Origin of the sequence: Belnapia moabensis DSM 16746 (assembly GCF_000745835.1) — a bacterium.
Taxonomy (GTDB): Bacteria; Pseudomonadota; Alphaproteobacteria; order Acetobacterales; family Acetobacteraceae; genus Belnapia; species Belnapia moabensis.
On sequence record NZ_JQKB01000016.1, the window covers coordinates 88,157 to 114,191 of the forward strand.

The following is a 26,035-nucleotide window of genomic DNA, read 5'->3' on the forward strand; positions in this document are numbered from 1 at the left end:
CATCCTCCCGCCGACCGGTCGCGCTGGCAAGAGCGGCCCGGGGCTTGCTAAACCGTTTGCATGGGCTTCGCGCATGCCGTGGGTGGCACCCGCTACCTCTTCCCGGACCTTCGGACCCTGCTGGCGCGGGCGACGCCGCTGCGCTCGGGCGACGTGCTGGCCGGGCTGGCGGCGGAGACGGCGCAGGAGCGGGTGGCCGCGCAACGGGCGCTGGCCGACCTGCCGCTGCGGCATTTCCTGAACGAGGCGGTGATCCCCTACGAGGCGGATGAGGTCACAAGGCTGATCCTCGACCGGCACGACGCGGCGGCCTTCGCCCCCGTCGCGCATCTGACCGTGGGCGGCTTCCGCGATTGGCTGCTGGCCGCCGAGCCGGCGGCGCTCGCCGCCCTCCGCCCGGGTCTGACGCCGGAGATGGCGGCCGGCGTCTCCAAGATCATGCGGCTGCAGGACCTGGTGGCGGTCGCGGCCCAGTGCCGCGTCACCAGCCGCTTCCGCAACACGCTCGGCCTGCCGGGGCGGCTCTCCATTCGCCTCCAGCCGAACGACCCGGTGGACGACCCGCGCGGCGTCGCCGCCGCCATCCTCGACGGGCTGCTGCTTGGCGCCGGGGATGCGGTCATCGGCGTGAACCCGGCGACCGACAATCTCGAGACCACGATCCGCCTGCTCGACCTGCTGGATGCCGTCCGGGACCGCTATGCCATCCCGACCCAGAGCTGCGTCCTCGCCCATGTCACCACCAGCCTGCTGGCGATGGAGCGGGGCGCGCCGGTCGACCTCGTCTTCCAGTCGATAGGCGGGACGGAGGGGGTGAACCGCAGCTTCGGCGTCTCCCTCGCCCTGCTGCGGGAGGCGCATGAGGCGGCGCTCGCCCTCGGGCGAGGCACGGTCGGCACGGATTGCATGTATTTCGAGACCGGCCAGGGCAGCGCCCTCTCGGCCGAGGCGCATCAGGGCTGCGACCAGCAGACCGTCGAGGCGCGGGCCTATGCCGTCGCGCGGGAATTCGCGCCTCTGCTGGTCAACTCCGTCGTCGGCTTCATCGGCCCGGAATACCTCTTCGACGGCAAGCAGATCACCCGTGCGGGGCTAGAGGACCACTTTTGCGGCAAGCTGCTCGGCCTGCCGATGGGGGTGGATGTCTGCTACACCAACCATGCCGAGGCCGATCAGGACGAGATGGACTCGCTGCTGACCCTGCTCGGCGTGGCCGGCGTCACCTATGTGATGGGCGTGCCCGGGGCGGATGACGTGATGCTGGCCTACCAGTCCACCTCCTTCCATGACGGGCTCTACCTGCGGGCGGCGCTCGGGCGGAAGCCGGCGCCGGAATTCGAGGATTGGATGGAGCGCATGGGAATCGAGGCGGCGAGCGGGGCAGGGCAGCTGCCGCTGGCCCCGGCGCTGATCGGCCTGCGATGACGACGCCGACGCCTTGGGTGGACCTGCGCCGTTTCACCTCGGCCCGCGTGGCGCTTGGCCGGGCGGGGCATGGGCTGCCGACCGCGGCGCATCTCGACTTCCAGGAGGCGCATGCGAGGGCGCGGGATGCGGTGCATTCGGCCCTCGACCTCGATGCGCTGGAGGCGGCGCTCGGCCAGCCCGCCATCCGCGTCGCCAGCCAGGCGGCGGACCGGCGGACCTATCTCCTGCGTCCCGATCTCGGCCGCCGCCTGCGCGAGGCCGACCGCGCCCGCCTGCCGCCGGCGCCCGGCGCCTTCCTCTTCGTCGTGGCGGACGGGCTCTGCGCCATCGGCGTGCAGCGCCAGGCGCCGACGCTGATCGCCGCCGCTCGGCCGCTGCTGGTGGCGAACGGCCTCGCCCTCGCCCCCATCGTCATCGCCAGCCAGGCCCGCGTCGGCCTCGGCGACGAGATCGGCGAGGCGATGGGCGCCGCCTTGGTTGCCGTGCTGATCGGCGAGCGGCCCGGCCTCTCGGCCACCGACAGCCTCGGCCTCTACCTCACCCTCGGCCCCCGTCGCGGCCGCACCGATGCCGAGCGGAACTGCATCTCCAACATCCGCCCCAGCGGCCTCTCGCCAGCCGCGGCGGCGGAGAAGCTGGCCTGGCTCAGCGGCGCAGCGATGCGCCTCGGCGCCACCGGCGTCGCGCTGAAGGACGAGCAGCCGGGCGGGCCGCTGCTGCCATGATCCGGGTGACTCAACGCATCGCCATCGCCGAGGACGAGCTGACCGAGGATTTCATCCGCGCCTCCGGCCCCGGCGGGCAGAATGTCAACAAGGTGGAGACGGCGGTGCAGCTCCGCTTCAACGCCCGCCTCTCGCCCAACCTGCCTGATGCGGTGCGGGCGCGGCTCGAGCGGTTGGCGGGGCATCGGCTGACCCAGGACGGCGTCGTCATCATCACCGCCCAGCGCTTCCGCACGCGGGAGCGGAACCGGGAGGATGCGCTGGAGCGCCTGCTCGAGCTGATCCGCGAGGCGGCGACCCCACCCCCTCCGCCGCGCCGGCCGACGCGGCCGACCCTGGCCTCGAAGAAGCGCAGGCTGGAGGGGAAGGCGAAGCGGGCGGATGTGAAGAAGGGGCGGGGGCGGCAGCCGATGGACTGATCCTGGGGAAGGCCTTGCCTTCTCCAGACCCCATCCACCAGGCCGGAACCCGGCCTGGACCGGCCTGAGTTCGCTATTCCTCCAAAGCTGAGGCGCTTTCTATCCAGTTCCCAAGGGCCAACCCACCATCGACGGGCAGCACCGAGCCGGTCACATAGGGCATGCAACGGTCGGAGAGCAGGGGCACGACCGCCCGGGCGATGTCCTCCGCGCTGCCGACCCGCCCCATCGGTACCTTCCGCGCCAGCGCCGTGAAATCGCCCTGGAAGCCGCCGGGGATCGCCCCCGGCGCGACGGCGTTCACCCGGATGCCGGCCGGGCCGAAATACCGCGCCAGCTCCCGCACCAGCATGACCTGCCCGGCCTTGGCTGCACTGTAATGCGGCAGGTTCCGCGGCGTCGCCGCATGCAGCGAGGCAATGAAGACCATCCGCCCGCGCAGCCCGGCCTGCACCATCTGCTGGCCGAGCTTGCGGGCGAGGAAGAAGCCGGAGCGGAGATTGGTATCGACCATCGCATCCCACTCCTCGGGTGTGACGGCGCCGACCGTCTGCCGCTCCATGCGCGGCGGCGAGGCGCTATGGACCAGCATCGACACCGGCCCCCGCGCCGCGGCTGCCTCTGCCAGCGCCGCATGGCCGTCCGGGCTCGCCAGGTCGGCCTGCAGGAAGGCCGCGCGGCCACCGGCGGCCCGCACGGCTCCAGCCACCGCCTCGCCCCGCTCCGGATGGAGGTCGCTCGCCAGCACCGTCGCCCCGCAGCGGCCGAGCCATTCCGCGACGCCCCGGCCGATGCCGGAACCCGCGCCGGTCACCAGCGCCACCTCCCCGGCGAAGAGATCGGTGGAATAGGGGTTGTCCTGGCTCATCCGCGTCTCCTCCGTCATCGGGCCGCAACCAGCGCGGCGAAATGCCGCTGCATCCGCCCCGCATCCGGCTCGATGCCGGTGAAGAGGCGGAAGGCGCCGACCGCCTGGAACACTGCCATGCCGCCGCCATCCAGAGTCCGGCAGCCGAGCGCGCGCGCCGCCCGCAGCAGCGCCGTCTCCAGCGGGAAGTAGACGATCTCGGCGACCCAGAGCGCCGGCCTCAGCAACTCCGCCGGCAGCGGCAGGCCGGGATGGTTTGCCATGCCGACCGGGGTGCAGTTCACCAGACCGTCCGCCCTGGCGATCGCCGAGGCCAGGTCGCCCCCAGCCACTGCCCGCCCTGCGCCGAAGCGGGCGGCAAGCGCCTCGGTCAGCCGGGCCGCGCGGTGCGGATCGATGTCGAACACAATGAGCCGCTCCGCCCCGAGCACCAGCAGCGCATGCGCCACCGCAGCTCCGGCGCCGCCGGCGCCGAGCTGCACCACCTGCCGCCGTGCCGCATCCGGCAAGCCGCGGCGGAAGCCCTCCGCGAAGCCAAACCAATCGGTGTTGTGGCCGATCCGCCGGCCGTCCCGGAACACCACGGCGTTCACCGCGCCCAGGGCCCGCGCCTCGTCCGACAGCCCGTCGAGCAGCGGGATGACGGCCTGCTTGCAGGGATGCGTAACATTCACCCCGGCGAAGCCCAGGCGCTGCGCCGCGACCAGCAGTTCCTCCAGCGCCTCGGGCCCGAGGCCGAGCGCGGTGAAATCCAGCAGGCGGTAGATGGCGCGCAGACCCTGCTCCGCGCCTTCCCGCTCATGCATGGCAGGCGTCAGCGAGGCGCCGATATCGCTGCCGATCAGCGCGGCCAGATAGGCGGGCCTCCGGTCCCAGCTCTCGGCCACCGCACGCTCCCCGCCTTCCCACTTGCGGGGCACGGTACTCGCGGTTAGCTGCGGGTCAAGGAAAGCGGGAGGACCCATCGCAATGACCCTGCATCGCCGTGCCGTCCTGGCCGGGCTCGTCCCGCTCGGTGCCCGCACTGCCCTGGCGCAGGGCGAGCCCTGGCCCGCACCGGGCCGCCCGATCACCATCGTCGTCGCCTGGGCTCCGGGCGGCTCCACCGATTTCGTTGGCCGGGTGGTGGCGCAGCAACTCTCGAAGGAGATCGGCGGCAATGTCGTGGTGGACAACCGCCCCGGCGCCTCGGGCACCGTCGGCCATGCGAGCGTCGCCCGCGCCCGGCCGGATGGCTACACGCTGCTGCTCGGGGTGAATTCCACCTATGCCATGTCGCGCCACCTCTTCCCGCAGCGCGGCTATGACGACGAACGCGCCTTCGCCCCGATCGGGCGCATCGCCGTCTCGCCCATCTTCCTCTGCGTGACCCCGAAGCTCGGCACGCCGACCATCGCCGCCTTCATCGCCCGCGCGAAGTCGATGCCGGGCAAGCTGAGCTACGGCTCCTCCGGCGCCGGCTCCTCCGCCCATCTGGCGACGGAGCTCTTCCTCCGCTCGGCTGGTATCACGGTGCAGAACGTCACCTATCGTGGTGGGGCGCCGGCGGTGCAGGCGCTGATCGCCGGCGAGGTGGAGATGGCCTTCGTCGATGCCGTCACCGCCCTGCCGCTGATGGCGAGCGGGCAGATCGCCGCCATCGGCGTCAGCACGCCGGAGCGCAACCCCTTGGCGCCCGATGTGCCGACCATCGCCGAGAGCGGCTTGCCCGGCTTCCAGGCGACCAGCGACTTCGCCCTGCTGGCCCCGGCCGGGACGCCGGAGCCGATCATCCACCAGCTCTCGGCCGGACTGGCCGCGACGATGCAGAACCCGGAGGTGCTGGGCCGGCTGCGCCAGGGTTCCATCTTCCCGACCTTCGGCACTCCCGAGGAATTCCCGGCCTACCTCGCCACCGAGAGCGCCAAGTGGGGCGAGGTGATCCGCAGCCGCGGCATCATCCTGGAATAGGCCCTGGCCGCGGGGATCTAGTCGAGGCTGATGCCAAGCTCCCGGATGAGCGGCACCCAGACCGCCCGCTCCGCCTCGATCAGCCGGCGGAATTCCGCCGGCCCGCCGCCCAGCGACTCGAGCCCGATGCTGCGCAGCTTGCCGCTCACCGCCTCCTCCCGCAGCGCCGCGGCGAGTTCCGCCGTCAGCCGGCCGGCGACGGGCTCCGGCGTGTTCGCCGGCACGACCAGTCCCTGCCAGGCATAGGCCTCGAAGCGGGCGAGGCCGAGCGCCTCGGCGATAGTCGGCACGTCGGGCAGGTCCGGATGGCGCTGCGCCGAGCAGAGGGCGAGCGGCTTCACCCGGCGCGAGCGCAGGTGTTCGAGGCCGGATGGCAGGTCGAGGATCATCGACTCGATCGTGCCCGCCAGCAGGTCGTTCAGCGCCGGCGCCGCGCCGCGATAGGGCACATGGGTGAAGCGCGCGCCCATCTCCTTCGACAGCCGCTCCATCGCCAGGTGATGCGGCGAGCCGATGCCGGGCGAGCCGTACTCGATGGTGCCGGGCCTGGCCTTCGCCGCATCGAACATCGCGCCGGCATCGGCATAGGGCGAGGCCTGCTTCACCACCAGCACCAGCGGGAAGCGCGCCATCAGCCCGATCGGCTGGAAGTCGCGCGCCGGGTCGTAGGGCAGGCGGCGGAACAGCGCCGTGTTGAAGACCAAGGTGCCGTTGTCGGCCGAGAAGACGGTATAGCCGTCCGGCGCCGACTTGGCCGTGGCCTCGGCGCCGATATTGGTGGCGGCACCCGGCCGGTTGTCGACCACCATGGGCTGGCCGAGCCGCGCCGAGATGGCGGCGCCGAGGATGCGCGCCAGCGTGTCCGTCCCGCCGCCCGCTGCATAGGCGACGATCCACTTGATCGGCCGGTCCGGATAAGACTGGGCTCGCAGGGCACGCAGCGGCAAGGCGGCACCGAGGCCGGCCACGAGGGCGGAGCGGCGTGAGATTTCCATTCTCGTTGTTTCCTCCCGGATGCAGCGGTCAGGGCGATGGCAGGATGGTGCCGCGGCACTCGCCGAAGCCGATGGAGGCGAAGCCCTCGCGCCGGGCGCGGGCGCGCAGCACCAGCGCATCGCCGTCCTCGAGGTAGCGCCGCTCTTCGCCCGAGCCGAGCCGCAACGGGTGTTGGCCGCCGCGGGTGATCTCCAGCAGGCTGCCGAGGGCGGTGTCCTCCGGGCCGGAGAGGGTGCCGGAGCCGAGCAGGTCGCCCGGCTGGAGGTTGCAGCCGTTGCTGGCGTGATGCGCGACCATCTGCGCCACCGTCCAGTACATGTGCCGCGTGCCGCTGAGGCCGAGCCGGTGCGGCGGCAGGCCCTGCTCGCGCAGGCCGGGGGTCTCCAGCAGCACCTCCAGCTCCAGGTCGAGGGCACCCTCGCGCTGGTCGGCCTCGTCGAGCAGGTAGGGCAGGGGGGCCGGGTCGCCCTCCGGCCGCGGCGGCTGGGCGGTGCGGAAGGGGGCCAGCGCCTCGGGCGTGATGACCCAGGGGCTGATCGTCGTGCCGAAGCTCTTGCCGAGGAAGGGGCCGAGCGGCTGGTACTCCCAGGCCTGGATGTCACGCGCCGACCAGTCGTTCAGCAGGGAGTAGCCGGCGACGTGCCGCGCCGCCTCGCCGATGGGCACCGGCTCGCCGAGCGCATTGCCGGGGCCGACCCAGATGCCGAGCTCCAGCTCGTAATCGAGGTTGCGGCAGGGGCCGAAGCTCGGCGCATTGTCTTCCGGCCGCTTGCGCTGGCCCTGCGGCCGGCGGATCGCCGTGCCGGAGGGCACCACCGAAGAGGCCCGACCGTGATAGCCGATGGGGACGTATTTGTAGTTCGGCAGCAGCGGGTTTTCGGGGCGGAAGACCTTGCCGACATTGGTCGCGTGGTGGATGCCGACATAGAAGTCGGTGTAGTCGCCGATCCGTGCCGGCAGGTGCAGCGCGCAGCCTTCGGCAGGGTGGAGGCAGGGTCCGAGTCTGGCCCGCTCCGCACTGCCTTCGGCCAGCAGTGCCGAGAGCCGGGCACGCAGCGCCCCGCGCGGGCCCGCGCCGAGGGCGAAGAAGGCGTTCAGCGTACCGCCTGCCATCGCCTCGACCGCACGGGCCGCCTCGCCCTGGAACAGCCCGGCCGCCCGCGCCGCACCGAGATCGAGGATCATCGCCCCGATGGCGACGCCGGCCCGCGGATCGCCACCCGGCGGCGCGAAGATGCCGAGCGGCAGATTCTGGATCGGGAAGTCCGGATGGCCGTTGGCCGAGGCCACCCAGCTCCGCAGCCGGGCGTTGTGCGTCGCATCGATCATGGGCACGCTGCTCACCACTCGCGCCGGCTGGGGTCGAAGTGGCGCTGCAGCGCCTGGCCGTAGCCGCCATAGTCGCGCTGCAGCTCCGGCAGGCCGGCGGCATAGGCGGTGACGCGCTGCATGAAGCGCGTCTCGAACATGAAGGCCAACGTGCCCTCCAGCTTGTGCGGCTTCAGCTCCGCCTTGCTCGCACCCTCGAAGGCGGACATGTCCGGCCCGTGCGGCAGCATGGTATTGTGCAGCGAGAAGCCGCCTGGGGCGAAGCCGCCGCCCGTCTTGGCGTCATAGACGCCGTAGATCAGCCCCATGAACTCCGACATGACGTTCATGTGGTACCAGGGCGGGCGGAAGGTGTTCTCCGCCACCATCCAGCGCTCGGGGAAGATGACGAAGTCGATGTTGGCCGTGCCGGGCGTGTCGCTCGGCGAGGTAAGCACGGTGAAGATCGACGGGTCTGCATGGTCGAAGAGCACCGGCCCGACCGGCGAGTAGCGCCGGAGGTCGTATTTGTAGGGCGCGTAATTGCCGTGCCACGCGACGACGTCGAGCGGCGAGGCGGGGATCTCCGCCTGCCAGAGCGTGCCGCCCCATTTCACCGTCAGCCGGCTCGGCACCTCGCGGTCCTCATAGGCGGCGACGGGGGTGAGGAAGTCGCGCGGATTGGCGAGGCAGTTGGCGCCGATCGGCCCGCGCTCCGGCAGGGTGAGGGCGCCGCCGTAATTCTCGCAGACATAGCCGCGCGCGCGGCCGCCGCGGAGCTCCGCGCGGAATTTCACCCCGCGCGGGAGCACCGCGATCTCGCCAGGCGCGATGTCGATCATGCCGAACTCGGTCGCCAGCCGCAGCGCGCCCTGCTGCGGGACCAGCAGCATCTCGGCATCGGCATTGTAGAAATACTCGTCTTCCATGGAGCGGGTGACGAAGTAGAGATGCGCCGCCATGCCGGTCTGGCTGCCGGCATCGCCCGCGGTGGTGACGGTATGCATCCCCTCGATGAGGGAAAGGCCCCGCTCCGGGATCGGCACCGGGCTCCAGCGCATCGGCGCGGGCGGCACCTCCACCTCGGTGCAGGGCGCCGTGCGCCAGTGCCCGGCATCGATCCGGTGGAACTGCCCCCAATTCGCGACGGTCGGGCGAATGCGGTAGAGCCAGCTCCGCTCATTCGCCGCCCTCGGCGCGGTGAAGGGAGAGCCACTGAGCTGCTCCGCATAGAGCCCGTAGGCGCAGCGCTGCGGCGAGTTGCGGCCAACCGGCAGGGCGCCCGGCAGCGCCTCCGTCTCGAACTGGTTGCCGAAGCCGGAGAGATAGGCCGGCTCCGCCGTGCCCGCGCCGAAGGTGCTGAAGGGTTGGACGATGTTCATGTCTGCCGTTCCCTCTCAGGACTGCGCTTCGGCGGATTTCATGCTGCTGCCCTGCTCCAGCGCGCGCCACATCTCGACGTCGCGCTCGGCGGTCCAGATGCGCGGGTGGTCGATGCCCTGTGCCTCGTCATAGGCGCGGCTCACATCGAAGGGCATGCAGTGCTCGAAGATCACCCAATGCCCGTATTTGGGGCGCATGGCCGCCATCGCCTCGTCATAGACCTGCTTCAGCGTAGCGCCCTTGGCTACGCCCGCCTTGGCGATGGCGAAGAGGTCCGAGGTAAAAGCGATGGTGCCGGCGATGGCCTCCTCGACCTCCGCCCGGTTCATCAGGCTGCGGCCGCGACCGGGCACCAGCTTCTCGGCGCCGAGCGCCCGCACGGCCGCGAGCGTCGCCGGCCAGTCGGTGAAATGCGCGTCGCCGCAATAGGGCGTCGCGCCGAACTCGACGGTGTCGCCGGCGAAGAGCACGCGCTCCTTCGGCAGCCAGACCACCGTGTCGCCGGCGGTGTGGCTGCGGCCGATATGGATGATCTGCACTTCGCGCCGGCCCATCCAGAGCGTCATCCGCTTGTGGAAGACGATATGCGGCCAAGTGAGGCCGGGGATGCTCTCCTTGCCGCGGAACAGGCGTGGGAAGCGGCCGATCTCGCTGTCCATGTCCTGCTGGCCACGCTCGACGATCAGGTCCCTCGTCACGTCGGAGGCAATGATCTCCGCCCCCTCATAGCCCGAGGCTCCGAGCACGCGGACGGCGTGGTAGTGGCTCAACACGACGTGGCGGACGGGCTTGTCGGTCACTTGGCGGATGCGGGCGATGACATCCCGCGCCATGGCCGGCGTCGCTTGGGCATCGACGACGAGCACGCTGTCATCGCCGATGACGATGCCGGAATTGGGGTCGCCCTCCGCCGTCCAGCCATAGAGGCCGGGGCCGAGTTCCCCAAAGGATACCTGCTTGTCGGCGAGGTCCTTGGTGCTGGCGAAGCCTGACATGGGGTCGCGTCCTCTCGATCGGGTTCAGGCGGTGGCGCGCAGGGTGGCATCCTGCCCGACGGGGTTGATGCCCTCGCGGGACCTAGCCATGGCCTGTCGCAGAACGGTGGCATCACCGATATGGTTCGCCAGCAGCAGGATCAGCCGGGCATTGACGAGCTGGTTCTGCTCCGGTGTCAGGTCGCGGTGCAGCGCGACCAGCGCCTCGTAGAAATCATCCGGCGCGGCGATGTTGAGCTCGGTGTTCAGCATGGCACCCTCTCAGCCCTGGCCGGTGGCGCGGGCCAGCGCGGAATGCACCAGCGCCGGCTCGCAGCGGCGCCAGCGGGCGGCGACATGCTGGTCCGGCCGCAGCAGGTAGGTGGTGCCCGGCCTCGCATCGTAGCGCTGGGCGAGCAGTCCGTCGGCATCCTTGATGACCGGCAGCCCGACCGCCTCGCGCGGCGCGGTGCCGGCCGACACGACCAGCAACGGCCGCAGTGGGATCCCGCCGGTGCCGGGAAGGGCATCCGGCGCCGTCTCGCCGAAGCAGAGAAGCGTGAAGCCGCCATGTTCGATTTGCGAGAGGAACCAGCCCTCCTCGCCACGCACCAGAACCGGCGCGTCGATGGCCGGGGCGCCGGGCCGCATCGGGCCGTCGAAGGCGTCGCTATCGGGCGTGTTCAGCGTCGAGTCCCGGTAGGTGCTGGGCAGGGACAGCCGCCCGCTGTTCACCAGCCGCCGGGCGAAGGCGCAATCGCGCGCAAGGCCGAGTGCGGCGTCGCGGAAGGCGCGGCTCGCCTCGTTCTTCGGCGTGATGAAATCGGTGCTGCGGGTGGAGTTGAGGATGTTTTCCTCCGCCGCATGAACCCGCTCGGCATCGTAGCTGTCAAGCAGGCTCTCCGGCGCCCGGCCCTCCACCACCAATGCCAGCTTCCATGCGAGGTTCTCCGCATCCTGCACGCCGCCATTCGCTCCACGCGCCCCGAAGGGCGAGACGCCATGCGCGCTGTCGCCCGCAAAGAGCACGCGGCCATGGCAGAAGCGGTCCATTCGCAGGCAGGAGAAGGTATAGACGCTGACCCATTCCAGCTCGAACCGCACCTCCGGCCCGAGCAGCGCCTGCACGCGCGGGATCACCCGCTCCGGCTGGCGCTCCGCTACTGGGTCGGCATCCCAGCCGAGCTGGAAGTCGATGCGCCAGATGCCGTCCGGCTGCTGGTGCAGCAGCACCGACTGGTTGGGGTGGAAGGGCGGGTCGAACCAGAACCAGCGCTCGGCGGGGAAGGGGGCATCCATCCGCACATCGGCGATGAGGAAGCGGTCGCGGAAGGTCTGTCCCTTGCTCTCCAGCCCCAGAATCTTGCGCACTGCGCTGCGCGAGCCATCGGCGGCAACCAGCCAGTCGGCCTGCAGCCGATAGCCGCCCTCGGGCGTCTCGACCTCGAGCAGCACGCCATCCTCCCGCGACTGCAGGCCCGTCACCCGGTTCTTCCAACGCAGGTCGATCAGCGGCAGCGCCTGCGCCCGCTCCAGCAGGAAGCCCTCGACGTAGTATTGCTGCAGGTTGACGAAGGCCGGGCGCCGGTGCCCCGCCTCCGGCAGCAGATCGAAGCTGTAGACCGGATCCTCGCGGAAGAAGACCTTGCCGCGGTTCCAGGTGATACCCTTCTCCACCATGCGCCCGCCGCAGCCGAGCCGGTCGAAGATTTCCAGCGTACGCTTGGCGAAGCAGATGGCCCGCGACCCGGTGGAAAGCCGGTCGTCGTCATCCAACAGCACGACGCGGATGCCCTGCTGCGCCAAGTCGATGGCGGCGGCGAGACCGACCGGCCCGGCGCCGACGATGACGACGGGGTGGCGCACCGGCCGCGGCGCATCCTGATCGGGCGAGCGCGCATAAGGCAGGACGAGGGCTTGGTAATCCACCCGTTCGGCCAGGCTGCCATCCATTCCCGCCCCTCCGCGACTTGGCTTCATCGCCAATCTTGCTACGTATTATGTAATGCGCTATGAATATTGTAGCAAAATGAGAGGGGCCATCGTCAAGTGGCGTTCGATGGGCAGGCTGGGCCGGAGGATCTGCGTGGCGGGGTCAATTCAGTCGAGGTCGCGGGGCTTCTGCTGCGCATCCTGGCTGAGGCCGGCGGACCGATGCGCCTGGCCGAGCTGGCCCGCGCCGCCGGGATGCCTTCGGCCAAGGCGCACCGCTACCTCGTTAGCTTGGCGCGGGTCGGGCTCGCCGAGCAGGATGCGGCGACGACACGCTACGAACTCGGCCCGCTGATGCTGCGTGCCGGCTTGGCCGCGCTCGGCCGCTCCGACGCGCTGAAGCGGGCGGAGCGGGCCTTGGAGGCCATCGCCGCCCGCACCGGCGAGACCGCCGCCGCCGCGGTCTGGGGCACCCACGGCCCGACCCATGTGCGCCTGGTCGCGGCCAGGCACGAACTGGCCGCCAGCGTCCCGCCCGGCCATGTCTGCCCGATGACCTATTCGGCCTCCGGCCTCGTCTTCTGCGCTTTCGGCGAACCTGGCCTGGTCCGCCCCCTGGCCGAGCGGGAGCTGGCGCAGAACCGCGCCATCGCCCGCCCGAGCGCCCCCGCCTCGATGGCGGAGCTGGACCGGCTGGTGGCCACGGTGCGCACCCGCGGCTTCGCCACGGTGGAGAATGAGGGAAATGGCGGGCTGGCCGCCGTCTCCGCCCCGGTCTTCGAGGCCGATGGCCGCCGCATCCGCCTGGCGCTGACGGTCTTCGGCAGGGTCGGGCGGCTCAATGTGGCGGCGAATGGGCCGGTCGTCGCGCTGGTGATCGAGGCGGCCCGCGCCCTGGCTGCCGAGCTGTAGGGCTCAGGCCGGCAGCAGCCCCTTGGCCTGCAGCCGCTCCGGCGTCATGCCCTCGACCATGGCCTCCAGCAACCCGGCCGCTTCGGTCGTGAACAGCCCGGCAGAGAAGACTGCCCGCGTATTCAGCGCCTCCGGCAACGGCCCGACGATATCGATGCCCGGTACCGCCATCAGTTCGCTCACCTGTTGGATGGCGATTTCCGCCTCGCCCCGCGCCGCCAGCTCCGCCGTCAACCCCTGCGGGATGACGATCGCCTTGGTGTTGACCGCCTCGGCGATGCCCAGCCGCTCGATCAGCCCAGCGAAGAAGATGCCGCTCGCCCCCGCCCTCGAGTAGGCGATGGAGCGGGCGCCGAGCAGCGCCTCCCGGCAGGCCTCGGGCGTGGCGATGTCCGGCCGCGGCGCCCCGGCTCGCACCGCCATGCCGATGAGCGAGATGCAAAGGTCCCGCCGGCTGCCGGGAAGCAGGCGGCCCTCCGCCACCAGCGCCTCCACCGCCTCGGCCGTCAGAATGGCGATGTCCGCTGCCTCGCTCGCCTCGATGCGGCGGAGCAGGGCGGCGGTCGGGGCAAAGTCGGCGGCGATGAGGCGGCCGGTCCCAACCTCCAGCCCTGGCAGCATCTCCTGCAGCAGCCCCATCACAGCGAGGGTGGAGAAGAGCCGGACGGGCGCACGCGGTTGTTCCTGCATGGTCAGCCTCTCCGGCCTGCAAGCGTTGACTTTGAGGGTCAGAGTGTGGCGGGCTGGCAGCAGGGATCAAGCAGAGTGCCGAAACAGGCCCGGAGAGGAAGCATGTCCGAGACCAGGATCGATGCGGTGATTGTCGGCGCCGGCTTCGCCGGCATGTACATGCTGCATCGGCTGCGCGGCCTCGGTATCGCGGCCGTGGTGCTGGAGCAGGGTGAGGATGTGGGCGGCACCTGGTACTGGAACCGCTATCCCGGCGCCCGGTGCGACGTCGAGAGCATGCAGTACTCCTTCTCCTTCCTGCCGGAATTGCAGCAGGAGTGGCGCTGGTCGGAACGCTTCGCCTCCCAGCCGGAGATCCTTCGCTACGCCGCCCATGTGGCGGAGCGGCTGGACCTCAGGCGCGACATGCGCTTCCACACGCGGGTGACACGGGCGGCCTTCGACGAGGCGAGCGCGCTCTGGACCGTCGAGACCGATGGCGGCGACCGCTACATCGCGCGGTACTGCGTCATGGCGACGGGCTGCCTCTCCACCGCCAAGCTGCCGGAGATCGAGGGGCTCGGAAGCTTCGAGGGCGCCACCTACCATACCGGCGCCTGGCCGCATGAGGGCGTCGATTTCAGCGGCAAGCGCGTCGCCGTCATCGGCACCGGCTCCTCCGCCATCCAGGCCATTCCGGTGATCGCGCAGCAGGCGGCGCATCTCACCGTCTTCCAGCGGACGCCCAATTTCAGCATCCCCTCGCGCAATGCGCCGATGGATGACGACTACGAGTCCTGGTGGAAGTCCGACTACGAGGCGCACCGGGCCAAGGCGCGGATGATGCGCACCGGCATCCTCTACGGCCTCAACGACAAGTCGGCGCTGGAGGTGCCACCGGAAGAACGCGAGGCGGAGTACGAGGCGCGCTGGGCCCGGGGCGGCACGGCTTTCATGGGCGCCTTCAGCGACCTCATCACCAACCGTGAGGCGAACGACACGGCGGCCGAATTCGTCCGCCGCAAGATCCGCGGCATCGTCAAGGACCCGAAGGTGGCGGAGCTGCTGGCGCCGAAGGGCTACCCGATCGGCACCAAGCGCATCTGCGTCGACACCGAGTATTTCGAGACCTTCAACCGCCCCAACGTCACGCTGGTCGATGTGCGCGAGGCACCGATCGAGGCGATCACCCCGCGCGGGGTCCGCACCCGCACCGGCGAATACGAGTGCGACGCGCTGGTTTTCGCCACCGGCTTCGATGCGATGACCGGAGCGCTCACCCGCATCGATATCCGCGGCCGCGGCGATGCCGGCCTTGCCGAGGCCTGGGCCGATGGGCCGCGCACCTATCTTGGGTTGATGGCGGCCGGTTTCCCCAATCTCTTCATGATCACCGGGCCCGGCAGCCCGTCCGTGCTGTCGAACATGATCGTCTCGATCGAGCAGCATGTGGACTGGCTGAGCGATTGCCTCGCTCATATGCAGGCCCGTGGCCTGACCACCATCGAGGCGACGCTGGAGGCGCAGGAGGCCTGGGTCGCCCATGTGAACGAGGTCGCCGACCGCACGCTCTACCCGCAGGCAGCCTCCTGGTACATGGGCGCCAACGTTCCAGGCAAGCCGCGCGTCTTCATGCCCTATATCGGCGGCGTCGGCACTTATAGGGAGAAATGCGCCGAGATCGCGGCGAAGGGCTATGAGGGCTTCCGCCTTTCCGCCGGCGCGATGCCGGCGGCAGCGGCCGAATAGAGCCTACTTCTTACGCGCCTTGCGGGCGGCGTAGCGCGCATCGCGCGCCGCCTTCTGCTCGGCCGCCAGAGCCAGGGCGCGCTCGCGCTTCTCGTTGTCGAGAATTTGGGCGCGCGTCTCGCGGTCGGCATTTTCGAGGGCAAGCGCACGGGCCTCCTCGGCGCGGCGGGCTGCCTCCTCGATCTCGCGCTGGCGGGCCTCGGCGGCGAGACGCTCCTGCTCGGCGCGGCGGGCGGCCTCCTCAGCGGCTATGCGGGCAAGTTCGGCTTCCTTGGCGGCCTTGCGCTCGGCGATGCGGGCCTCGCGGGCCTCGGCGATCGCCTTCTGCTGCGCCAACCGCTCCTGCACGGCAGGATCATCGGGCTTCGGCTGGTTGCGGAAGCGCTCCATCAGCGCCTGGCGTGCTTTGGTGGCGTTGCTCAGGCGGTCATTGAAATTGTCGGACTTAAAGGCGGGCATGGCGGGCTTCTACTCAACCGGCGCCGAGATGTACAGGCCGTAGCAGCGGCCGAGCCATGACGGTTCGGCATGGCACCGACCCATCACGAATAGGCGAAGGCGCCGCGGTGGTGCGGTTTCGTGCCGATCATCCTCGACAGGCCGCGGCCGCAGCCCCTATTTCGACGTAACCCAAACAACATCGAACCCTCGCACCGACCGGCACTCCGGCGGCACCGGAGATATTGCCTTGCCCGCTACCGTCCCAGGCTGCGGCTGACCGCATGCCGGTCCTCGCCGTTCAGCACGTCACTACCTATCGCTACCGCCAGCCGGTCGCCTTCGGCGAGCACCGGATGATGCTGCGGCCGCGGGAGGGGCATGACCAGCGCCTGCTGGACCAGCAGATCATCATCACGCCGAAACCGCTGGAACTCCGCTGGCTGCACGATGTCTTCGGCAACAGCGTCGCCGTCGCCCGCTTCGGCGGCAGGGCGCGGGAGCTGCGCTTCGACAGCCGGGTGCGGCTGGTGCATTCGCCGGGCAATGCCCTCGACCTGCCGGTGGGGGAGGGGGCCGAGACCTATCCCTTCTCCTATGGCGTCGAGGAGATGCCGGACCTCGCCCGCTCCATCGAGCGGCAATATGCCGATCCGGATGGCGAGCTGGACCGCTGGGCCCGGCAATTCCTCCGCAAGGACGGCCCGACCGGCACGCGGGAGCTGCTGGCCGACATCACCCATGCCATCCGCGCCCGCTTCACCTATGTGGCGCGGCAGGAGAAAGGCGTGCAGGAGCCGCTGCGCACGCTCAGGCTCGGCAGCGGCAGCTGCCGCGACTTCGCCGTGCTGATGATCGAGGCGGTGCGCGCCCTCGGCTTCGCCGCCCGCTTCGTCACCGGCTACCTCTACGTGCCGCGCGAAGGCGGCCGGATCGGCGGCGGCGCGACCCATGCCTGGCTGCGCGTCTACCTGCCCGGCGCCGGCTGGGTGGAACTCGACCCGACCAACGGCATCATCGGCAACCGCGACCTGATCCGCGTCGCCGTCGCCCGCGACCACCACCAAGCGGTGCCGCTGCACGGCACTTGGTCCGGCTTCCCCTCCGACAGCCTCGGCATGACCGTCGAGGTGACCGTCACGGAGGCGACGCCGGACGGGCCGCCCCGCACCCAACCCGCCCCGACCTGATAAAAGAAGGACCCGCCCGATGCGCATCCGCGCCGGCTACCACATCGTCTATGATTGCCCGCGGCCAACGCCCATGCTGCTCATGGTCAGCCCGCACCCTGCCCGCATGCCCGATCTCGAGGCACCGCATTACGTGCGCTTCGATCCGCCGGTGCCGCTGCGCCAGTATAACGACAGCTTCGGCAACCTCTGCTCGCGCATCGTCGCGCCGGCGGGGCAGCTCACCATCTCGACCGACCTCGTGGTGCGCGACCCGGGCACCTGGGACCGCGTGGTGCCCGAGGCCATGCAGCATCCGGTCGAGGAGTTGCCCGACGAAGCCGTCGTTTTCCTGCTCGGCAGCCGCTATTGCGAGACGGACCGGCTCTCCGACACCGCCTGGTCGCTCTTCGCCCATACGCCGCCCGGCTGGGCCCGCGTGCAGGCGGTCTGCGACTGGGTCAACAACCACATCACCTTCGGCTACGGGCACGCCAATTCCCAGCGCACCGCCTGGGGCGCCTATATGGACCGCCATGGCGTCTGCCGCGACTTCGCGCATCTCGCCGTCACCTTCTGCCGCTGCCTCAACATCCCGGCGCGCTACTGCACCGGCTGGCTCGGCGATATCGGCGTGCCGCCGGCCGGGCCGATGGACTTCGCCGCTTGGTTCGAGGTCTATCTCGGCGGCGAGTGGCACACCTTCGACCCACGTAACAATCAGCCGCGGATCGGCCGCATCCTGATGGGCCGCGGCCGCGATGCGACCGATGTGGCGATCTCCACCACCTTCGGCCCCTGCACCCTGGCCGACTTCCAGGTCGTGACCGACGAGATCGCCGGTTAAGGCAGGTCCAGCCGGACGGCGATGGCGGCGCTGGCGATCACCGCCACGTCGCTGCCCTCGTCATCCGGCACGTCGAGCCCGCCCTTCACCACCTGAACCGTGACGATGCCATGGGGGAGGGAGGCTCGCACCCGCTCGGCATCGACGCGCGCCGGATCCTGCACGCCAATGGTGACATCCACCAGCATGGTCTTCGGGTCGACCTTCAGCGAGCGCAGCATGGTCAGGGAGGAATGGTGCAGCGCATCCTGCACCGCCCGCAGCGCCGCCTTGGTATAGTCACCGCCATGCAAGTCGTTGCCGGCACCCATCTCCAGGATCACGCGCCGCGCAGTCATGCCGGCTGCTCCGGCAGGTCGAGCCGGACGATGGCCGCAGCATGGGCCATGACGGTGGAGCCGGTGCCCGCCTCGTTCGGAATCTCGAGCCCGCCTTCCACCACCGTCACCGTGCCGGTGCCATGCGGCAGCACGGCGAGCACCGCCTCCCTGTCCACCAGGTCGGGCTTCGGCACGCCGATCCGCACCTCGACCTCCATGCTGTCGACATGCAGGCCGAGCGCATGAGTGATGGTGAGGGAGTTGTGCCATAGCGCATCGCGCAGCGCCCGCACCGCGGCCTTGGTGTAGTCGGTGCCGCGGATATCGGTCCCCATGCCGAGCTCCAGCACCATGCGTTTCATCGGCATGCGCTACCCTTTCTCCACATTCCAGAACACCGGCACCGGCCCCTTCAGCAGCCCCTTGAGGCTGCTCCGCCAGGCCGCCGGCGGCAGGTACTGGCCGAGCGGGATGAAGGGCACCGTCTCGAAGGCGCGGCGCTGGATCGCCTGGTCGAGCCGGCGCAGCTCCGCCTCGTCGGTGCCCTCCATCCAGCGGTCGCGCATCGCCTCGAGCTCGGCATCCTCCGGCCAGCCGAACCAGGCACCCCGGCCGTTGCCGCGGATGTTGGAGGCGAAGACCGGGTCACGGTACTCCGCCGCCGGATAGCCGGCCGGGAAGACGGACCAGCCGCCGCGCTCCAGCGGCTCCATGCTGGTGCGGCGCTGGACGACGGTGCCCCAATCCATCGACTGGTCATCGATATTGAGCCCGACCGCGCGCCAGGCGGCGGCGGCGACGCTCGACATGGCGTCGTAGAAGGTCTGGTCCGTCGGGTGCATCAGCAGGATGCGCTCGCCGCCATAGCCGGCCTCGGCCAGCATCCGCTTGATTTCATCCGGGCTTCGGCGACGCCGCACCGCCTCCATCCCCGCCTCGCTGGCCGAGGGCGTGCCGGGTAGGAAGAACCCGACCGGAGCGCGGAAGAGCGAGCGGTCCTCGCCCATCACCGCCGTCATCACCTCCACCTGGTCGATCGCCGCCAGCATGGCGCGGCGGACGCCCGGATTGGCCGTGGCGCCCTGCAGGTGGTTCGGCCGAAACGCGCCGAAGGTGCCGTACTGGTCGAGCGCTCCGACCGTGACGCCCCGCGCCCGCCTCAGCCGCGGCAGCAGGTCCGGCAGGGGCTGGTCGACCCAGTCCACCTCGCCGTTGATGAGCGCATTCGCCGCCGTCCCGGCATCCGGGATGATGCGCCACTCGACGCGGTCCACCTTCACCCGGTAGCCGCCGGCGGCGTAGCTGGCAGGCTCGTCGCGCGGCCGGTAGGCATCGAAGCGGGCGAAGACGGCGCGGCTGCCCGGCACATACTCCTCTGCCACCCAGCGGAAGGGGCCGCTGCCGGTGATCTCGGTGATCTGCCTGAAGGGGTCCGTCCGTGCCACGCGCTCCGGCATGATGACGGGGCTCGGCTGGGTTTTCGCCAGGGCATAGGGGAGGGAGGCGAAGGGCTTGTTCAGCCGCCAGACCAGGGTGCGGTCATCCGGCGCCTCCAGGGCGTCGAGCCGGGCGGCGATAGTCTGGCCGATCGGGTCGCGCACCATCCACCGGCGCAGCGAGGCGATGCAGTCCCGCGCCAGCACCGGCTCGCCGGTATGGAAGCGGAGGCCGTCCCGCAGCCGCATCGTCCAGCGCCGCGCGCCGTCCTCGACCCGGTGCCCCTCGATCATCTGCGGCTGCGGGTTAAGCGCCTCGTCCCGGCCATAAAGCGTCTCGAAGAGCAGATGGGCGGCATTGCGGGTGACGACCGCCGTGGTCCAGACCGGGTCGAGGCTGGTGAGATTGGCCTGCGGCACATGGATCAGCACCCGCGGCTCGGCGGCGAGCGCCGGCAGGGCAAGGCCGGCGGGCAGGGCAGCCAGCAATTGGCGGCGTCGCATCCTCGGCATTCTCCCTCGTTGGCCCCGTGGCGGGCCTTGCTGGAGAGTGTCCACCCGCTTGCCGGTCGCTGCAATGCCTGCCGCAAGTCCAGGCAAAGGCGAGATGGCCGCTGCCGAAGGCCCGCCCGATGCTTGCGCCACCCGCGCAGCGGGGCATCATGCGCGCCCGCAGCGATCCAGGACCCGTATGAGCACCCGCAAGCCCATCAAGCTCGGCCTCTCGATGCGCTATCTCGGCTACCACGCCGCGGCCTGGCGCCATCCGGAGGCCGATCCCGGCGCCGCCTCCAAGCTTGGCCACTTCCTCCGCATCGCCCGCACGGCGGAGGCCGCGAAGCTCGACATGCTCTTCCTCGCCGACGGCATCGGCCTCCGCACCCGGGACGACCCGCCCGGCGCGCTCTGCCGCTCGCACCAGACGGCGGAGCTGGAGCCGCTGACGCTGCTCTCGGCGCTGGCCGGGCTGACCAGCCGCATCGGCCTCGTCGCCACCGCCTCCACCACCTACAACGAACCCTTCCACATCGCCCGCAAATGGGCCTCGCTCGACCATCTGAGCGGCGGCCGCGCCGGCTGGAACATCGTCACCTCCTGGTCCGAAGCGGAGGCCTGGAACTTCAACCGCGACCAGCACATGGAGTACGACCTGCGCTACGAGCGCGCCGCCGAGTTCGTCGAGGTGGTGAAGGGACTCTGGGATTCCTGGGAGGGCGATGCGTTGGTCCATGACAAGGCCAGCGGCATCTTCTTCGACCAGTCGAAGCTCCATGTGCTCGACCACAAGGGCAAGCATTTCAAGGTGCGCGGCCCGCTGACCATCGCCCGCACGCCGCAGGGGCGGCCGATCCTGGTGCAGGCCGGCGCCTCGGAGCAGGGGCTGGAGATCGCCGCCCGCAGCGCCGATGTCGTCTATTCCGCCTCGCACACGCTGGAGGCGGCGCGCGACTACTACGCCAAGCTCAAAGGGCGGCTCGCCAAATACGGCCGGGGCTGGGACGACCTGAAGGTGATGCCCGGCATCACCTATTTCATCGGCCGCACCCAAGCCGAGGCGCAGGCGAAGCTCGACCAGCTCAATGACCTCGTCGCGCCGGAACTCGGCCTTTCCTACCTCTACGGCCAGATGGGCGACCTCAGCGGCTACGACCTCGACGGGCCGGTGCCGGAGCCGCAGGACCCGCGCATCCGCAGCATGGCGCGGATGGCGCTCGACCTGGCGCGGCGCGAGAACCTCACCATCCGCCAGCTCTACAGCCGCATCGCCGCCGGCTTCGGCGGCCGCGTAGTGGTCGGCACGCCGGAAAGCATCGTCGACGACATGGAGGAATGGGTCGCGGCCGGTGCGGCGGATGGGTTCAACATCTGCCCGCCGGTGCTGCCGGCCGGCCTCGACGATTTCGTCGAGCTGGTGCTGCCGGAGTTGCGCCGGCGCGGCATGTTCCGCACCGAATACGAGGGAACGACCCTACGCGAAAACCTTGGCGTGCCGATGCCGGCTAACCGCTATACGGCAGGGCGGGGATGAGCCTGCCCGTCGCAATCCTCGGCACCGGCGCCATCAGCTTGGGCGCCGCCTGCGCAGGAGGCGAGCGGCGCACTCTCCGGCCGCTTCGCTTTCGTCTTCGAGCCCGATAACACCCGTGCCATCGTCGGCGCCCGGTTGGTAATGCTGGTCCTGACGGCCCCCGGCTTCGACAGGCTGGGCGCGGACCGCCTCCGCGCCCTCGCCCGGGGTGGATATTAGCCCCTCCGCATGCCCTTCAGGTCGCGCACCGCCCCTCGCGCCGCACTGGTCACCATGGCCGCATAGGCCTGCAGCGCGGTCGAGACCTTGCGCTTGCGCGGCTGCGCCGGCTGCCAGGCGGCCGCACCCTTGGCCTCCATCGCCGCGCGACGCTCGGCTAGCACCGCATCCGCCACGGCGAGGTTGATGCGGCGGTTCGGGATGTCGATCTCGATCCGGTCGCCATCCTCGACCAGTCCGACCAGCCCGCCTTCCGCCGCCTCGGGCGAGAGATGCCCGATGGACAGCCCCGATGAGCCGCCGGAGAAGCGCCCATCCGTCACCAGGGCGCAGATCTTCCCGAGCCCCTTCGACTTCAGGTAGCTCGTCGGATACAGCATCTCCTGCATACCTGGCCCGCCGCGCGGCCCTTCGTAGCGCACCAGCACCACGTCGCCCGGCTGCACCGCGCCGCCGAGGATGCCCTCCACCGCCGCATCCTGGCTCTCGAAGACCCGGGCCGGGCCGGAGAAGCTGAGGATGCTGGCATCGACGCCAGCGGTCTTCACGATGCACCCGTCCTCGGCCAGGTTGCCGTAGAGCACCGCAAGGCCGCCATCCTGCGAGAAAGCATGCGCCTTGTCGCGGATCACGCCGCCTGCGCGGTCGGTATCGAGGCTCTCCCAACGCTCGCTTTGGCTGAAGGCGACCGTCGTCGGGATGCCGCCCGGCGCCGCCTGGAAGAAGTGTCGCACCTTCTCATCCGCCGTCCGCTGCACGTCCCAGCGCGCCAGCGCCTCCCCGAGGCTCGGCGCATCGACCCGGCTGACGGAGGTGTCGATCAGCCTCGCCCGGTCCAGTTCACCCAGGATGCCCATGATGCCGCCCGCCCGATGCACATCCTCGACATGCACGTTGGCGACCGAGGGCGCCACTTTGCAGAGCACCGGCACCCGGCGCGAGAGCCGGTCGATATCCTGCATGGTGAAGCCGACACCACCCTCATGCGCCGCCGCCAGCAGGTGCAGCACGGTGTTGGTCGAGCCGCCCATGGCGATGTCGAGCGTCATCGCATTCTCGAAGGCCGTCATGGTGGCGATGCTGCGCGGCAGGACGGAGAAATCCTCCGTCTCGTAATGCGCCCGGGTGATCTCGACGATCTTCCGCCCGGCCTCGAGGAAGAGCGCCTTGCGGTCGGCGTGGGTGGCGACGATCGTGCCGTTGCCGGGCAGGGCGAGGCCCAGCGCCTCGGTCAGGCAGTTCATCGAATTGGCGGTGAACATGCCGGAGCAGGAGCCGCAGGTCGGGCAGGCCGAGCGCTCGATGACCGCCACCTCCTCGTCGGTGACGTTCGGGTCGGCGGCGACGATCATGGCGTCGATCAAATCCACCGAGCGCTTCTGCCCACGATGCACCACCTTGCCCGCCTCCATCGGCCCGCCGGAGACGAAGATGGTCGGGATGTTGAGGCGCATCGTTGCCATCAGCATGCCCGGCGTGATCTTGTCGCAGTTCGAGATGCAGACCATGGCATCGGCGCAATGCGCGTTGACCATGTACTCCACGCTGTCGGCGATGAGGTCGCGCGAGGGCAGGCTGTAGAGCATGCCGTCATGCCCCATGGCGATACCGTCATCCACCGCGATGGTGTTGAACTCCTTGGCGACGCCGCCCGCCGCCTCGATCTCCCGCGCGACCAGCTGGCCGAGGTCCTTCAGATGGACATGGCCGGGTACGAATTGCGTGAAGCTGTTGACGACCGCGATGATCGGCTTGCCGAAATCCCCGTCCTTCATGCCGGTGGCGCGCCAGAGGCCCCGGGCGCCGGCCATGTTGCGGCCATGGGTGGTGGTGCGGGAACGGTATTGCGGCATCGGGGCGTCCTCCTCGGGCGGTGCTTCCATATTACCAAGCCGTGTCGCCGGCCACCCCTTCGCCGCGGCGCATCCCTGGCCTAAGCTATGGGCATAGGGGACGGGGGCCCCCTTCAACCGCCGCCGAGGCTGACGACTCCTATCTGGCACGGCCGCCGGCCGGGCGGGGTGGGGTGCGCCCGGCCTCCACCCACTCCGGCAAAGGAGGTGGACACGGTTCCGATGACCTATGCCTGGGTGGCGCTCGGGAGCGCGCTTGGCGGGATGGCCCGCTACTGGCTCGTCCTGGCGACCTTCCCCTTGTTCGGCCCGGCCTTCCCCTGGGGAACGGTGCTGATCAACATCCTCGGCTCCTTCGTCATCGGCTGGTTCGGTGCGCTGACGTTGGAGGCGGGGCGGCTGTCGGTGCATCCTGATGTGCGGGCCTTCGTCATGGTCGGCCTCTGCGGCGGCTTCACCACCTTCTCCTCCTTCAGCCTGCAGACCCTGGAGCTGATCGAGAAGGGACGTATGGAACTGGCCCTGGCCAATATCGCCGTCTCGATCCTGGCCTGCCTGGCCGCGGTGGCCCTCGGCTACTGGCTCGGCCGGGGGTGATATTGCGGTCGGGTTTTAAGTTGCGATATCGTACCAAATAAGCAAGCTTCGGCATCGGATCTTTCAGTCGCCCGACCAGCACCCGGAGATGCCTGCTTGCCCGACCCCGACCCCAGCCAGGACGGCGCCGCCTGGTTCCGCGCCGAGCTCGCTTCCCTCGGCGAGACCCATGGCAGCCTCGCCCGGCTGATGAAGCGCTGCGGCGACGACAGGACGCCGCGCAACATCCTCCGCTCGATCCAACGCATGGGAGCCGGCGATGTCCGGGTGTCCGGCGAGATGCGGGTCCTGCTGCACGTCCTGGCGCAGGCCCGGCGGCGGAATGCGGAGGAGTGGAGCGGACGACGAGGTTCGAACTCGCGACATTCAGATTGGAAATCTGACGCTCTACCAGCTGAGCTACGTCCGCCCACGATGCAGGGCCAGGACGCCACCCGGCGTTGACCCCGATCACGCTTCCTGATAGGGCCAGCCGCGCCGGCCGGCAAGGGTGCTGGCTGGTATTGCCGAGAATTGTGCCTATATCCCGCGTGGTTTTGCGGGGGAATTCAGGCGGCGGCTCCCTGTCCGCCGGACGGGCCTCGGGCAAGCGACACGACCAGACGGGATAGCGGAGCCGGGCAATGGCGAAGGCGAAGTTTGAGCGGAACAAGCCGCACTGCAACATTGGGACGATCGGGCATGTCGACCATGGCAAGACGTCGCTGACGGCGGCGATCACCAAGGTTCTGGCGGAGACGGGTGGCGCGACCTTCACGGCCTATGACCAGATCGACAAGGCGCCGGAGGAGCGGGCTCGTGGCATCACGATCTCGACCGCACATGTCGAGTACGAGACGCAGAACCGCCACTACGCGCATGTGGACTGCCCCGGCCACGCCGACTACGTGAAGAACATGATCACGGGCGCGGCGCAGATGGACGGCGCGATCCTGGTGGTCTCGGCCGCTGACGGCCCGATGCCGCAGACGCGCGAGCACATCCTGCTGGCCCGCCAAGTTGGCGTCCCCGCCCTGGTGGTGTTCCTGAACAAGATGGACCTGGCCGACCCCGACCTGGTCGAGCTGGTGGAGATGGAGGTGCGCGAGCTGCTCTCCAGCTACCAGTTCCCGGGCGACGACATCCCGATCATCAAGGGCTCGGCGGTGGCGGCCCTCGAGGACAAGACGCCCGAGATCGGCAAGAACGCCGTGCTCGAGCTGATGGCGGCGGTGGACAGCTACATCCCGCAGCCGGAGCGTCCGAAGGACATGCCGTTCCTGATGCCGATCGAGGACGTGTTCTCGATCTCGGGCCGCGGCACGGTGGTGACGGGTCGCGTCGAGCGCGGCATCGTCAAGGTCGGCGAGGAAGTCGAGATCGTCGGGCTGAAGAACACGGTGAAGACGACGGTGACCGGCGTCGAGATGTTCCGCAAGCTGCTGGACAGCGGCGAGGCGGGCGACAACATCGGCGCGCTGCTGCGCGGCACGAAGCGCGAGGACGTCGAGCGCGGCCAGGTCCTGGCCAAGCCCGGCTCGATCACGCCGCACACCGGCTTCAAGGCCGAGGCCTACATTCTGACCAAGGAGGAGGGCGGGCGCCACACGCCGTTCTTCACCAACTACCGGCCGCAGTTCTACTTCCGGACCACCGACGTGACCGGGATCGTGAAGCTGCCGGAAGGCGTCGAGATGGTGATGCCGGGCGACAACGTGACGATGGATGTCGAGCTGATCGCCCCCATCGCCATGGACCAGGGGCTCCGCTTCGCCATCCGCGAGGGCGGCCGCACCGTCGGCGCCGGCGTCGTTGCGAGCATCGTGAAGTAAGCC

General features: G+C 70.0%; 25 protein-coding genes, 1 tRNA gene and 1 riboswitch. Of the genes, 11 read left to right on the forward strand and 15 right to left on the reverse strand.

Annotation, left to right across the window (positions count from 1 at the left end):
- Window positions 1-60 precede the first annotated feature (60 nt).
- Genes EP26_RS12905 through arfB form a run of 3 tightly spaced genes read left to right on the forward strand, consistent with a single transcriptional unit; the run spans window position 61 to window position 2,572 of the window.
- Window positions 61-1,425 (forward strand): ethanolamine ammonia-lyase subunit EutB, encoded by a 1,365-nt coding sequence (locus EP26_RS12905; RefSeq protein WP_043338989.1) that lies wholly within the window; start codon window positions 61-63, stop codon window positions 1,423-1,425.
- Window positions 1,422-2,153 (forward strand): ethanolamine ammonia-lyase subunit EutC, encoded by a 732-nt coding sequence (eutC, locus tag EP26_RS12910; protein ID WP_043338990.1) that lies wholly within the window; start codon window positions 1,422-1,424, stop codon window positions 2,151-2,153. The genes EP26_RS12905 and eutC overlap by 4 nt, the downstream gene beginning before the upstream one ends.
- Window positions 2,150-2,572, forward strand: a complete 423-nt coding sequence (gene arfB / locus EP26_RS12915) for an alternative ribosome rescue aminoacyl-tRNA hydrolase ArfB (protein WP_043338991.1) — start codon at window positions 2,150-2,152, stop codon at window positions 2,570-2,572. Before eutC ends, arfB begins: the two co-directional genes overlap by 4 nt.
- Before the next feature lie 73 nt (window positions 2,573-2,645).
- Here arfB and EP26_RS12920 read toward each other — a convergent pair whose 3' ends face one another.
- Window positions 2,646-3,440, reverse strand: coding sequence for an SDR family NAD(P)-dependent oxidoreductase (locus EP26_RS12920; protein WP_043338992.1), 795 nt, complete (start codon window positions 3,438-3,440; stop codon window positions 2,646-2,648).
- A gap of 14 nt (window positions 3,441-3,454) precedes the next feature.
- A complete protein-coding gene (locus tag EP26_RS12925; protein WP_043338994.1) occupies window positions 3,455-4,327 on the reverse strand; it encodes a shikimate dehydrogenase in 873 nt (290 codons plus the stop codon).
- An 82-nt stretch (window positions 4,328-4,409) separates the two neighbouring features.
- On the opposite strand from EP26_RS12925, the gene EP26_RS12930 reads away from it, so the two are divergent.
- On the forward strand, window positions 4,410-5,390 hold the full coding sequence (locus EP26_RS12930; protein WP_043338995.1) for a Bug family tripartite tricarboxylate transporter substrate binding protein: 981 nt from the start codon (window positions 4,410-4,412) through the stop codon (window positions 5,388-5,390).
- Window positions 5,391-5,407: 17 nt separating this feature from the next.
- On the opposite strand, the gene EP26_RS12935 is transcribed toward EP26_RS12930, so the two are convergent.
- Genes EP26_RS12935 through EP26_RS12960 form a run of 6 tightly spaced genes read right to left on the reverse strand, consistent with a single transcriptional unit; the run spans window position 5,408 to window position 12,004 of the window.
- Complete coding sequence (locus EP26_RS12935; protein ID WP_043338996.1) at window positions 5,408-6,385, reverse strand: Bug family tripartite tricarboxylate transporter substrate binding protein; 978 nt, start codon at window positions 6,383-6,385, stop codon at window positions 5,408-5,410.
- Between the two features lie 28 nt (window positions 6,386-6,413).
- Complete coding sequence (gene fahA / locus EP26_RS12940; protein WP_043338998.1) at window positions 6,414-7,715, reverse strand: fumarylacetoacetase; 1,302 nt, start codon at window positions 7,713-7,715, stop codon at window positions 6,414-6,416.
- 11 nt (window positions 7,716-7,726) lie between these two features.
- Window positions 7,727-9,076 carry a homogentisate 1,2-dioxygenase gene (gene hmgA, locus EP26_RS12945; RefSeq protein ID WP_043338999.1) on the reverse strand — a complete coding sequence of 450 codons (1,350 nt, stop codon included), beginning with the start codon at window positions 9,074-9,076 and terminating at the stop codon, window positions 7,727-7,729.
- Window positions 9,077-9,091: 15 nt separating this feature from the next.
- Window positions 9,092-10,072 (reverse strand): MBL fold metallo-hydrolase, encoded by a 981-nt coding sequence (locus tag EP26_RS12950; RefSeq protein ID WP_043339000.1) that lies wholly within the window; start codon window positions 10,070-10,072, stop codon window positions 9,092-9,094.
- Window positions 10,073-10,096: 24 nt separating this feature from the next.
- On the reverse strand, window positions 10,097-10,324 hold the full coding sequence (locus EP26_RS12955; protein ID WP_043339001.1) for a DUF2783 domain-containing protein: 228 nt from the start codon (window positions 10,322-10,324) through the stop codon (window positions 10,097-10,099).
- A gap of 9 nt (window positions 10,325-10,333) precedes the next feature.
- Complete coding sequence (locus EP26_RS12960) at window positions 10,334-12,004, reverse strand: FAD-dependent oxidoreductase (protein WP_043339002.1); 1,671 nt, start codon at window positions 12,002-12,004, stop codon at window positions 10,334-10,336.
- A gap of 96 nt (window positions 12,005-12,100) precedes the next feature.
- Here EP26_RS12960 and EP26_RS12965 point away from each other — a divergent pair, with 96 nt between their 5' ends.
- Window positions 12,101-12,895 (forward strand): IclR family transcriptional regulator, encoded by a 795-nt coding sequence (locus EP26_RS12965; protein WP_084112506.1) that lies wholly within the window; start codon window positions 12,101-12,103, stop codon window positions 12,893-12,895.
- Between the two features lie 3 nt (window positions 12,896-12,898).
- Here the strand turns inward: EP26_RS12965 and EP26_RS12970 are convergent, their stop codons facing one another.
- Window positions 12,899-13,585 carry a substrate-binding domain-containing protein gene (locus tag EP26_RS12970; RefSeq protein WP_043339004.1) on the reverse strand — a complete coding sequence of 229 codons (687 nt, stop codon included), beginning with the start codon at window positions 13,583-13,585 and terminating at the stop codon, window positions 12,899-12,901.
- A gap of 102 nt (window positions 13,586-13,687) precedes the next feature.
- Between EP26_RS12970 and EP26_RS12975 the strand changes: the two genes are divergently transcribed.
- A complete protein-coding gene (locus EP26_RS12975; RefSeq protein WP_043339005.1) occupies window positions 13,688-15,313 on the forward strand; it encodes a flavin-containing monooxygenase in 1,626 nt (541 codons plus the stop codon).
- Between the two features lie 3 nt (window positions 15,314-15,316).
- Here the strand turns inward: EP26_RS12975 and EP26_RS12980 are convergent, their stop codons facing one another.
- On the reverse strand, window positions 15,317-15,772 hold the full coding sequence (locus EP26_RS12980; protein WP_043339006.1) for a DUF6481 family protein: 456 nt from the start codon (window positions 15,770-15,772) through the stop codon (window positions 15,317-15,319).
- A 263-nt stretch (window positions 15,773-16,035) separates the two neighbouring features.
- Here EP26_RS12980 and EP26_RS12985 point away from each other — a divergent pair, with 263 nt between their 5' ends.
- Both EP26_RS12985 and EP26_RS12990 read left to right on the forward strand, forming a co-directional pair.
- Window positions 16,036-16,941 carry a transglutaminase family protein gene (locus EP26_RS12985; RefSeq protein WP_043339008.1) on the forward strand — a complete coding sequence of 302 codons (906 nt, stop codon included), beginning with the start codon at window positions 16,036-16,038 and terminating at the stop codon, window positions 16,939-16,941.
- Between the two features lie 19 nt (window positions 16,942-16,960).
- A complete protein-coding gene (locus tag EP26_RS12990) occupies window positions 16,961-17,767 on the forward strand; it encodes a transglutaminase-like domain-containing protein (protein ID WP_043339009.1) in 807 nt (268 codons plus the stop codon).
- On the opposite strand, the gene EP26_RS12995 is transcribed toward EP26_RS12990, so the two are convergent.
- Genes EP26_RS12995 through EP26_RS13005 form a run of 3 tightly spaced genes read right to left on the reverse strand, consistent with a single transcriptional unit; the run spans window position 17,764 to window position 20,027 of the window.
- Complete coding sequence (locus EP26_RS12995; protein ID WP_043339010.1) at window positions 17,764-18,105, reverse strand: Lin0512 family protein; 342 nt, start codon at window positions 18,103-18,105, stop codon at window positions 17,764-17,766. The genes EP26_RS12990 and EP26_RS12995 overlap by 4 nt on opposite strands.
- The gene (locus EP26_RS13000; protein WP_043339011.1) at window positions 18,102-18,455 is read right to left on the reverse strand and encodes a Lin0512 family protein; all 354 of its coding nucleotides are present in this window, start codon (window positions 18,453-18,455) and stop codon (window positions 18,102-18,104) included. Before EP26_RS13000 ends, EP26_RS12995 begins: the two co-directional genes overlap by 4 nt.
- A 3-nt stretch (window positions 18,456-18,458) precedes the next feature.
- A complete protein-coding gene (locus EP26_RS13005) occupies window positions 18,459-20,027 on the reverse strand; it encodes an ABC transporter substrate-binding protein (RefSeq protein ID WP_043339013.1) in 1,569 nt (522 codons plus the stop codon).
- Between the two features lie 187 nt (window positions 20,028-20,214).
- Between EP26_RS13005 and EP26_RS13010 the strand changes: the two genes are divergently transcribed.
- Window positions 20,215-21,552 carry an LLM class flavin-dependent oxidoreductase gene (locus EP26_RS13010; RefSeq protein ID WP_043339014.1) on the forward strand — a complete coding sequence of 446 codons (1,338 nt, stop codon included), beginning with the start codon at window positions 20,215-20,217 and terminating at the stop codon, window positions 21,550-21,552.
- A 215-nt stretch (window positions 21,553-21,767) separates the two neighbouring features.
- On the opposite strand, the gene ilvD is transcribed toward EP26_RS13010, so the two are convergent.
- A complete protein-coding gene (gene ilvD / locus EP26_RS13015) occupies window positions 21,768-23,624 on the reverse strand; it encodes a dihydroxy-acid dehydratase (RefSeq protein WP_043339015.1) in 1,857 nt (618 codons plus the stop codon).
- An 87-nt stretch (window positions 23,625-23,711) separates the two neighbouring features.
- A riboswitch (Fluoride riboswitch) is annotated at window positions 23,712-23,773 on the forward strand.
- 73 nt (window positions 23,774-23,846) lie between these two features.
- Here ilvD and crcB point away from each other — a divergent pair.
- Window positions 23,847-24,221, forward strand: coding sequence for a fluoride efflux transporter CrcB (gene crcB, locus EP26_RS13020; RefSeq protein WP_043339016.1), 375 nt, complete (start codon window positions 23,847-23,849; stop codon window positions 24,219-24,221).
- Window positions 24,222-24,554: 333 nt separating this feature from the next.
- On the opposite strand, the gene EP26_RS13030 is transcribed toward crcB, so the two are convergent.
- A tRNA-Gly gene (locus EP26_RS13030) sits at window positions 24,555-24,630 on the reverse strand.
- A gap of 214 nt (window positions 24,631-24,844) precedes the next feature.
- Between EP26_RS13030 and tuf the strand changes: the two genes are divergently transcribed.
- Window positions 24,845-26,032: an elongation factor Tu gene (gene tuf, locus EP26_RS13035; RefSeq protein ID WP_043337546.1), complete on the forward strand. Its 1,188-nt coding sequence runs from the start codon at window positions 24,845-24,847 to the stop codon at window positions 26,030-26,032.
- Window positions 26,033-26,035: the final 3 nt, after the last annotated feature.

Coding starts and splice junctions, on each gene's coding strand:
- tuf (WP_043337546.1), top strand. CDS start 24,845: ATGGCGAAGGCGAAGTTTGAGCGGAACAAGCCGCACTGCAACATTGGG.
- EP26_RS12950 (WP_043339000.1), bottom strand. CDS start 10,072: ATGTCAGGCTTCGCCAGCACCAAGGACCTCGCCGACAAGCAGGTATCC.
- crcB (WP_043339016.1), top strand. CDS start 23,847: ATGACCTATGCCTGGGTGGCGCTCGGGAGCGCGCTTGGCGGGATGGCC.
- EP26_RS12955 (WP_043339001.1), bottom strand. CDS start 10,324: ATGCTGAACACCGAGCTCAACATCGCCGCGCCGGATGATTTCTACGAG.
- fahA (WP_043338998.1), bottom strand. CDS start 7,715: ATGATCGATGCGACGCACAACGCCCGGCTGCGGAGCTGGGTGGCCTCG.
- EP26_RS12935 (WP_043338996.1), bottom strand. CDS start 6,385: ATGGAAATCTCACGCCGCTCCGCCCTCGTGGCCGGCCTCGGTGCCGCC.
- EP26_RS12975 (WP_043339005.1), top strand. CDS start 13,688: ATGTCCGAGACCAGGATCGATGCGGTGATTGTCGGCGCCGGCTTCGCC.
- eutC (WP_043338990.1), top strand. CDS start 1,422: ATGACGACGCCGACGCCTTGGGTGGACCTGCGCCGTTTCACCTCGGCC.
- hmgA (WP_043338999.1), bottom strand. CDS start 9,076: ATGAACATCGTCCAACCCTTCAGCACCTTCGGCGCGGGCACGGCGGAG.
- EP26_RS13010 (WP_043339014.1), top strand. CDS start 20,215: ATGAGCACCCGCAAGCCCATCAAGCTCGGCCTCTCGATGCGCTATCTC.
- EP26_RS12985 (WP_043339008.1), top strand. CDS start 16,036: ATGCCGGTCCTCGCCGTTCAGCACGTCACTACCTATCGCTACCGCCAG.
- EP26_RS12995 (WP_043339010.1), bottom strand. CDS start 18,105: ATGACTGCGCGGCGCGTGATCCTGGAGATGGGTGCCGGCAACGACTTG.
- arfB (WP_043338991.1), top strand. CDS start 2,150: ATGATCCGGGTGACTCAACGCATCGCCATCGCCGAGGACGAGCTGACC.
- EP26_RS13000 (WP_043339011.1), bottom strand. CDS start 18,455: ATGCCGATGAAACGCATGGTGCTGGAGCTCGGCATGGGGACCGATATC.
- EP26_RS12905 (WP_043338989.1), top strand. CDS start 61: ATGGGCTTCGCGCATGCCGTGGGTGGCACCCGCTACCTCTTCCCGGAC.
- EP26_RS12920 (WP_043338992.1), bottom strand. CDS start 3,440: ATGAGCCAGGACAACCCCTATTCCACCGATCTCTTCGCCGGGGAGGTG.
- EP26_RS12960 (WP_043339002.1), bottom strand. CDS start 12,004: ATGGATGGCAGCCTGGCCGAACGGGTGGATTACCAAGCCCTCGTCCTG.
- EP26_RS12990 (WP_043339009.1), top strand. CDS start 16,961: ATGCGCATCCGCGCCGGCTACCACATCGTCTATGATTGCCCGCGGCCA.
- ilvD (WP_043339015.1), bottom strand. CDS start 23,624: ATGCCGCAATACCGTTCCCGCACCACCACCCATGGCCGCAACATGGCC.
- EP26_RS12970 (WP_043339004.1), bottom strand. CDS start 13,585: ATGCAGGAACAACCGCGTGCGCCCGTCCGGCTCTTCTCCACCCTCGCT.
- EP26_RS12980 (WP_043339006.1), bottom strand. CDS start 15,772: ATGCCCGCCTTTAAGTCCGACAATTTCAATGACCGCCTGAGCAACGCC.
- EP26_RS13005 (WP_043339013.1), bottom strand. CDS start 20,027: ATGCGACGCCGCCAATTGCTGGCTGCCCTGCCCGCCGGCCTTGCCCTG.
- EP26_RS12930 (WP_043338995.1), top strand. CDS start 4,410: ATGACCCTGCATCGCCGTGCCGTCCTGGCCGGGCTCGTCCCGCTCGGT.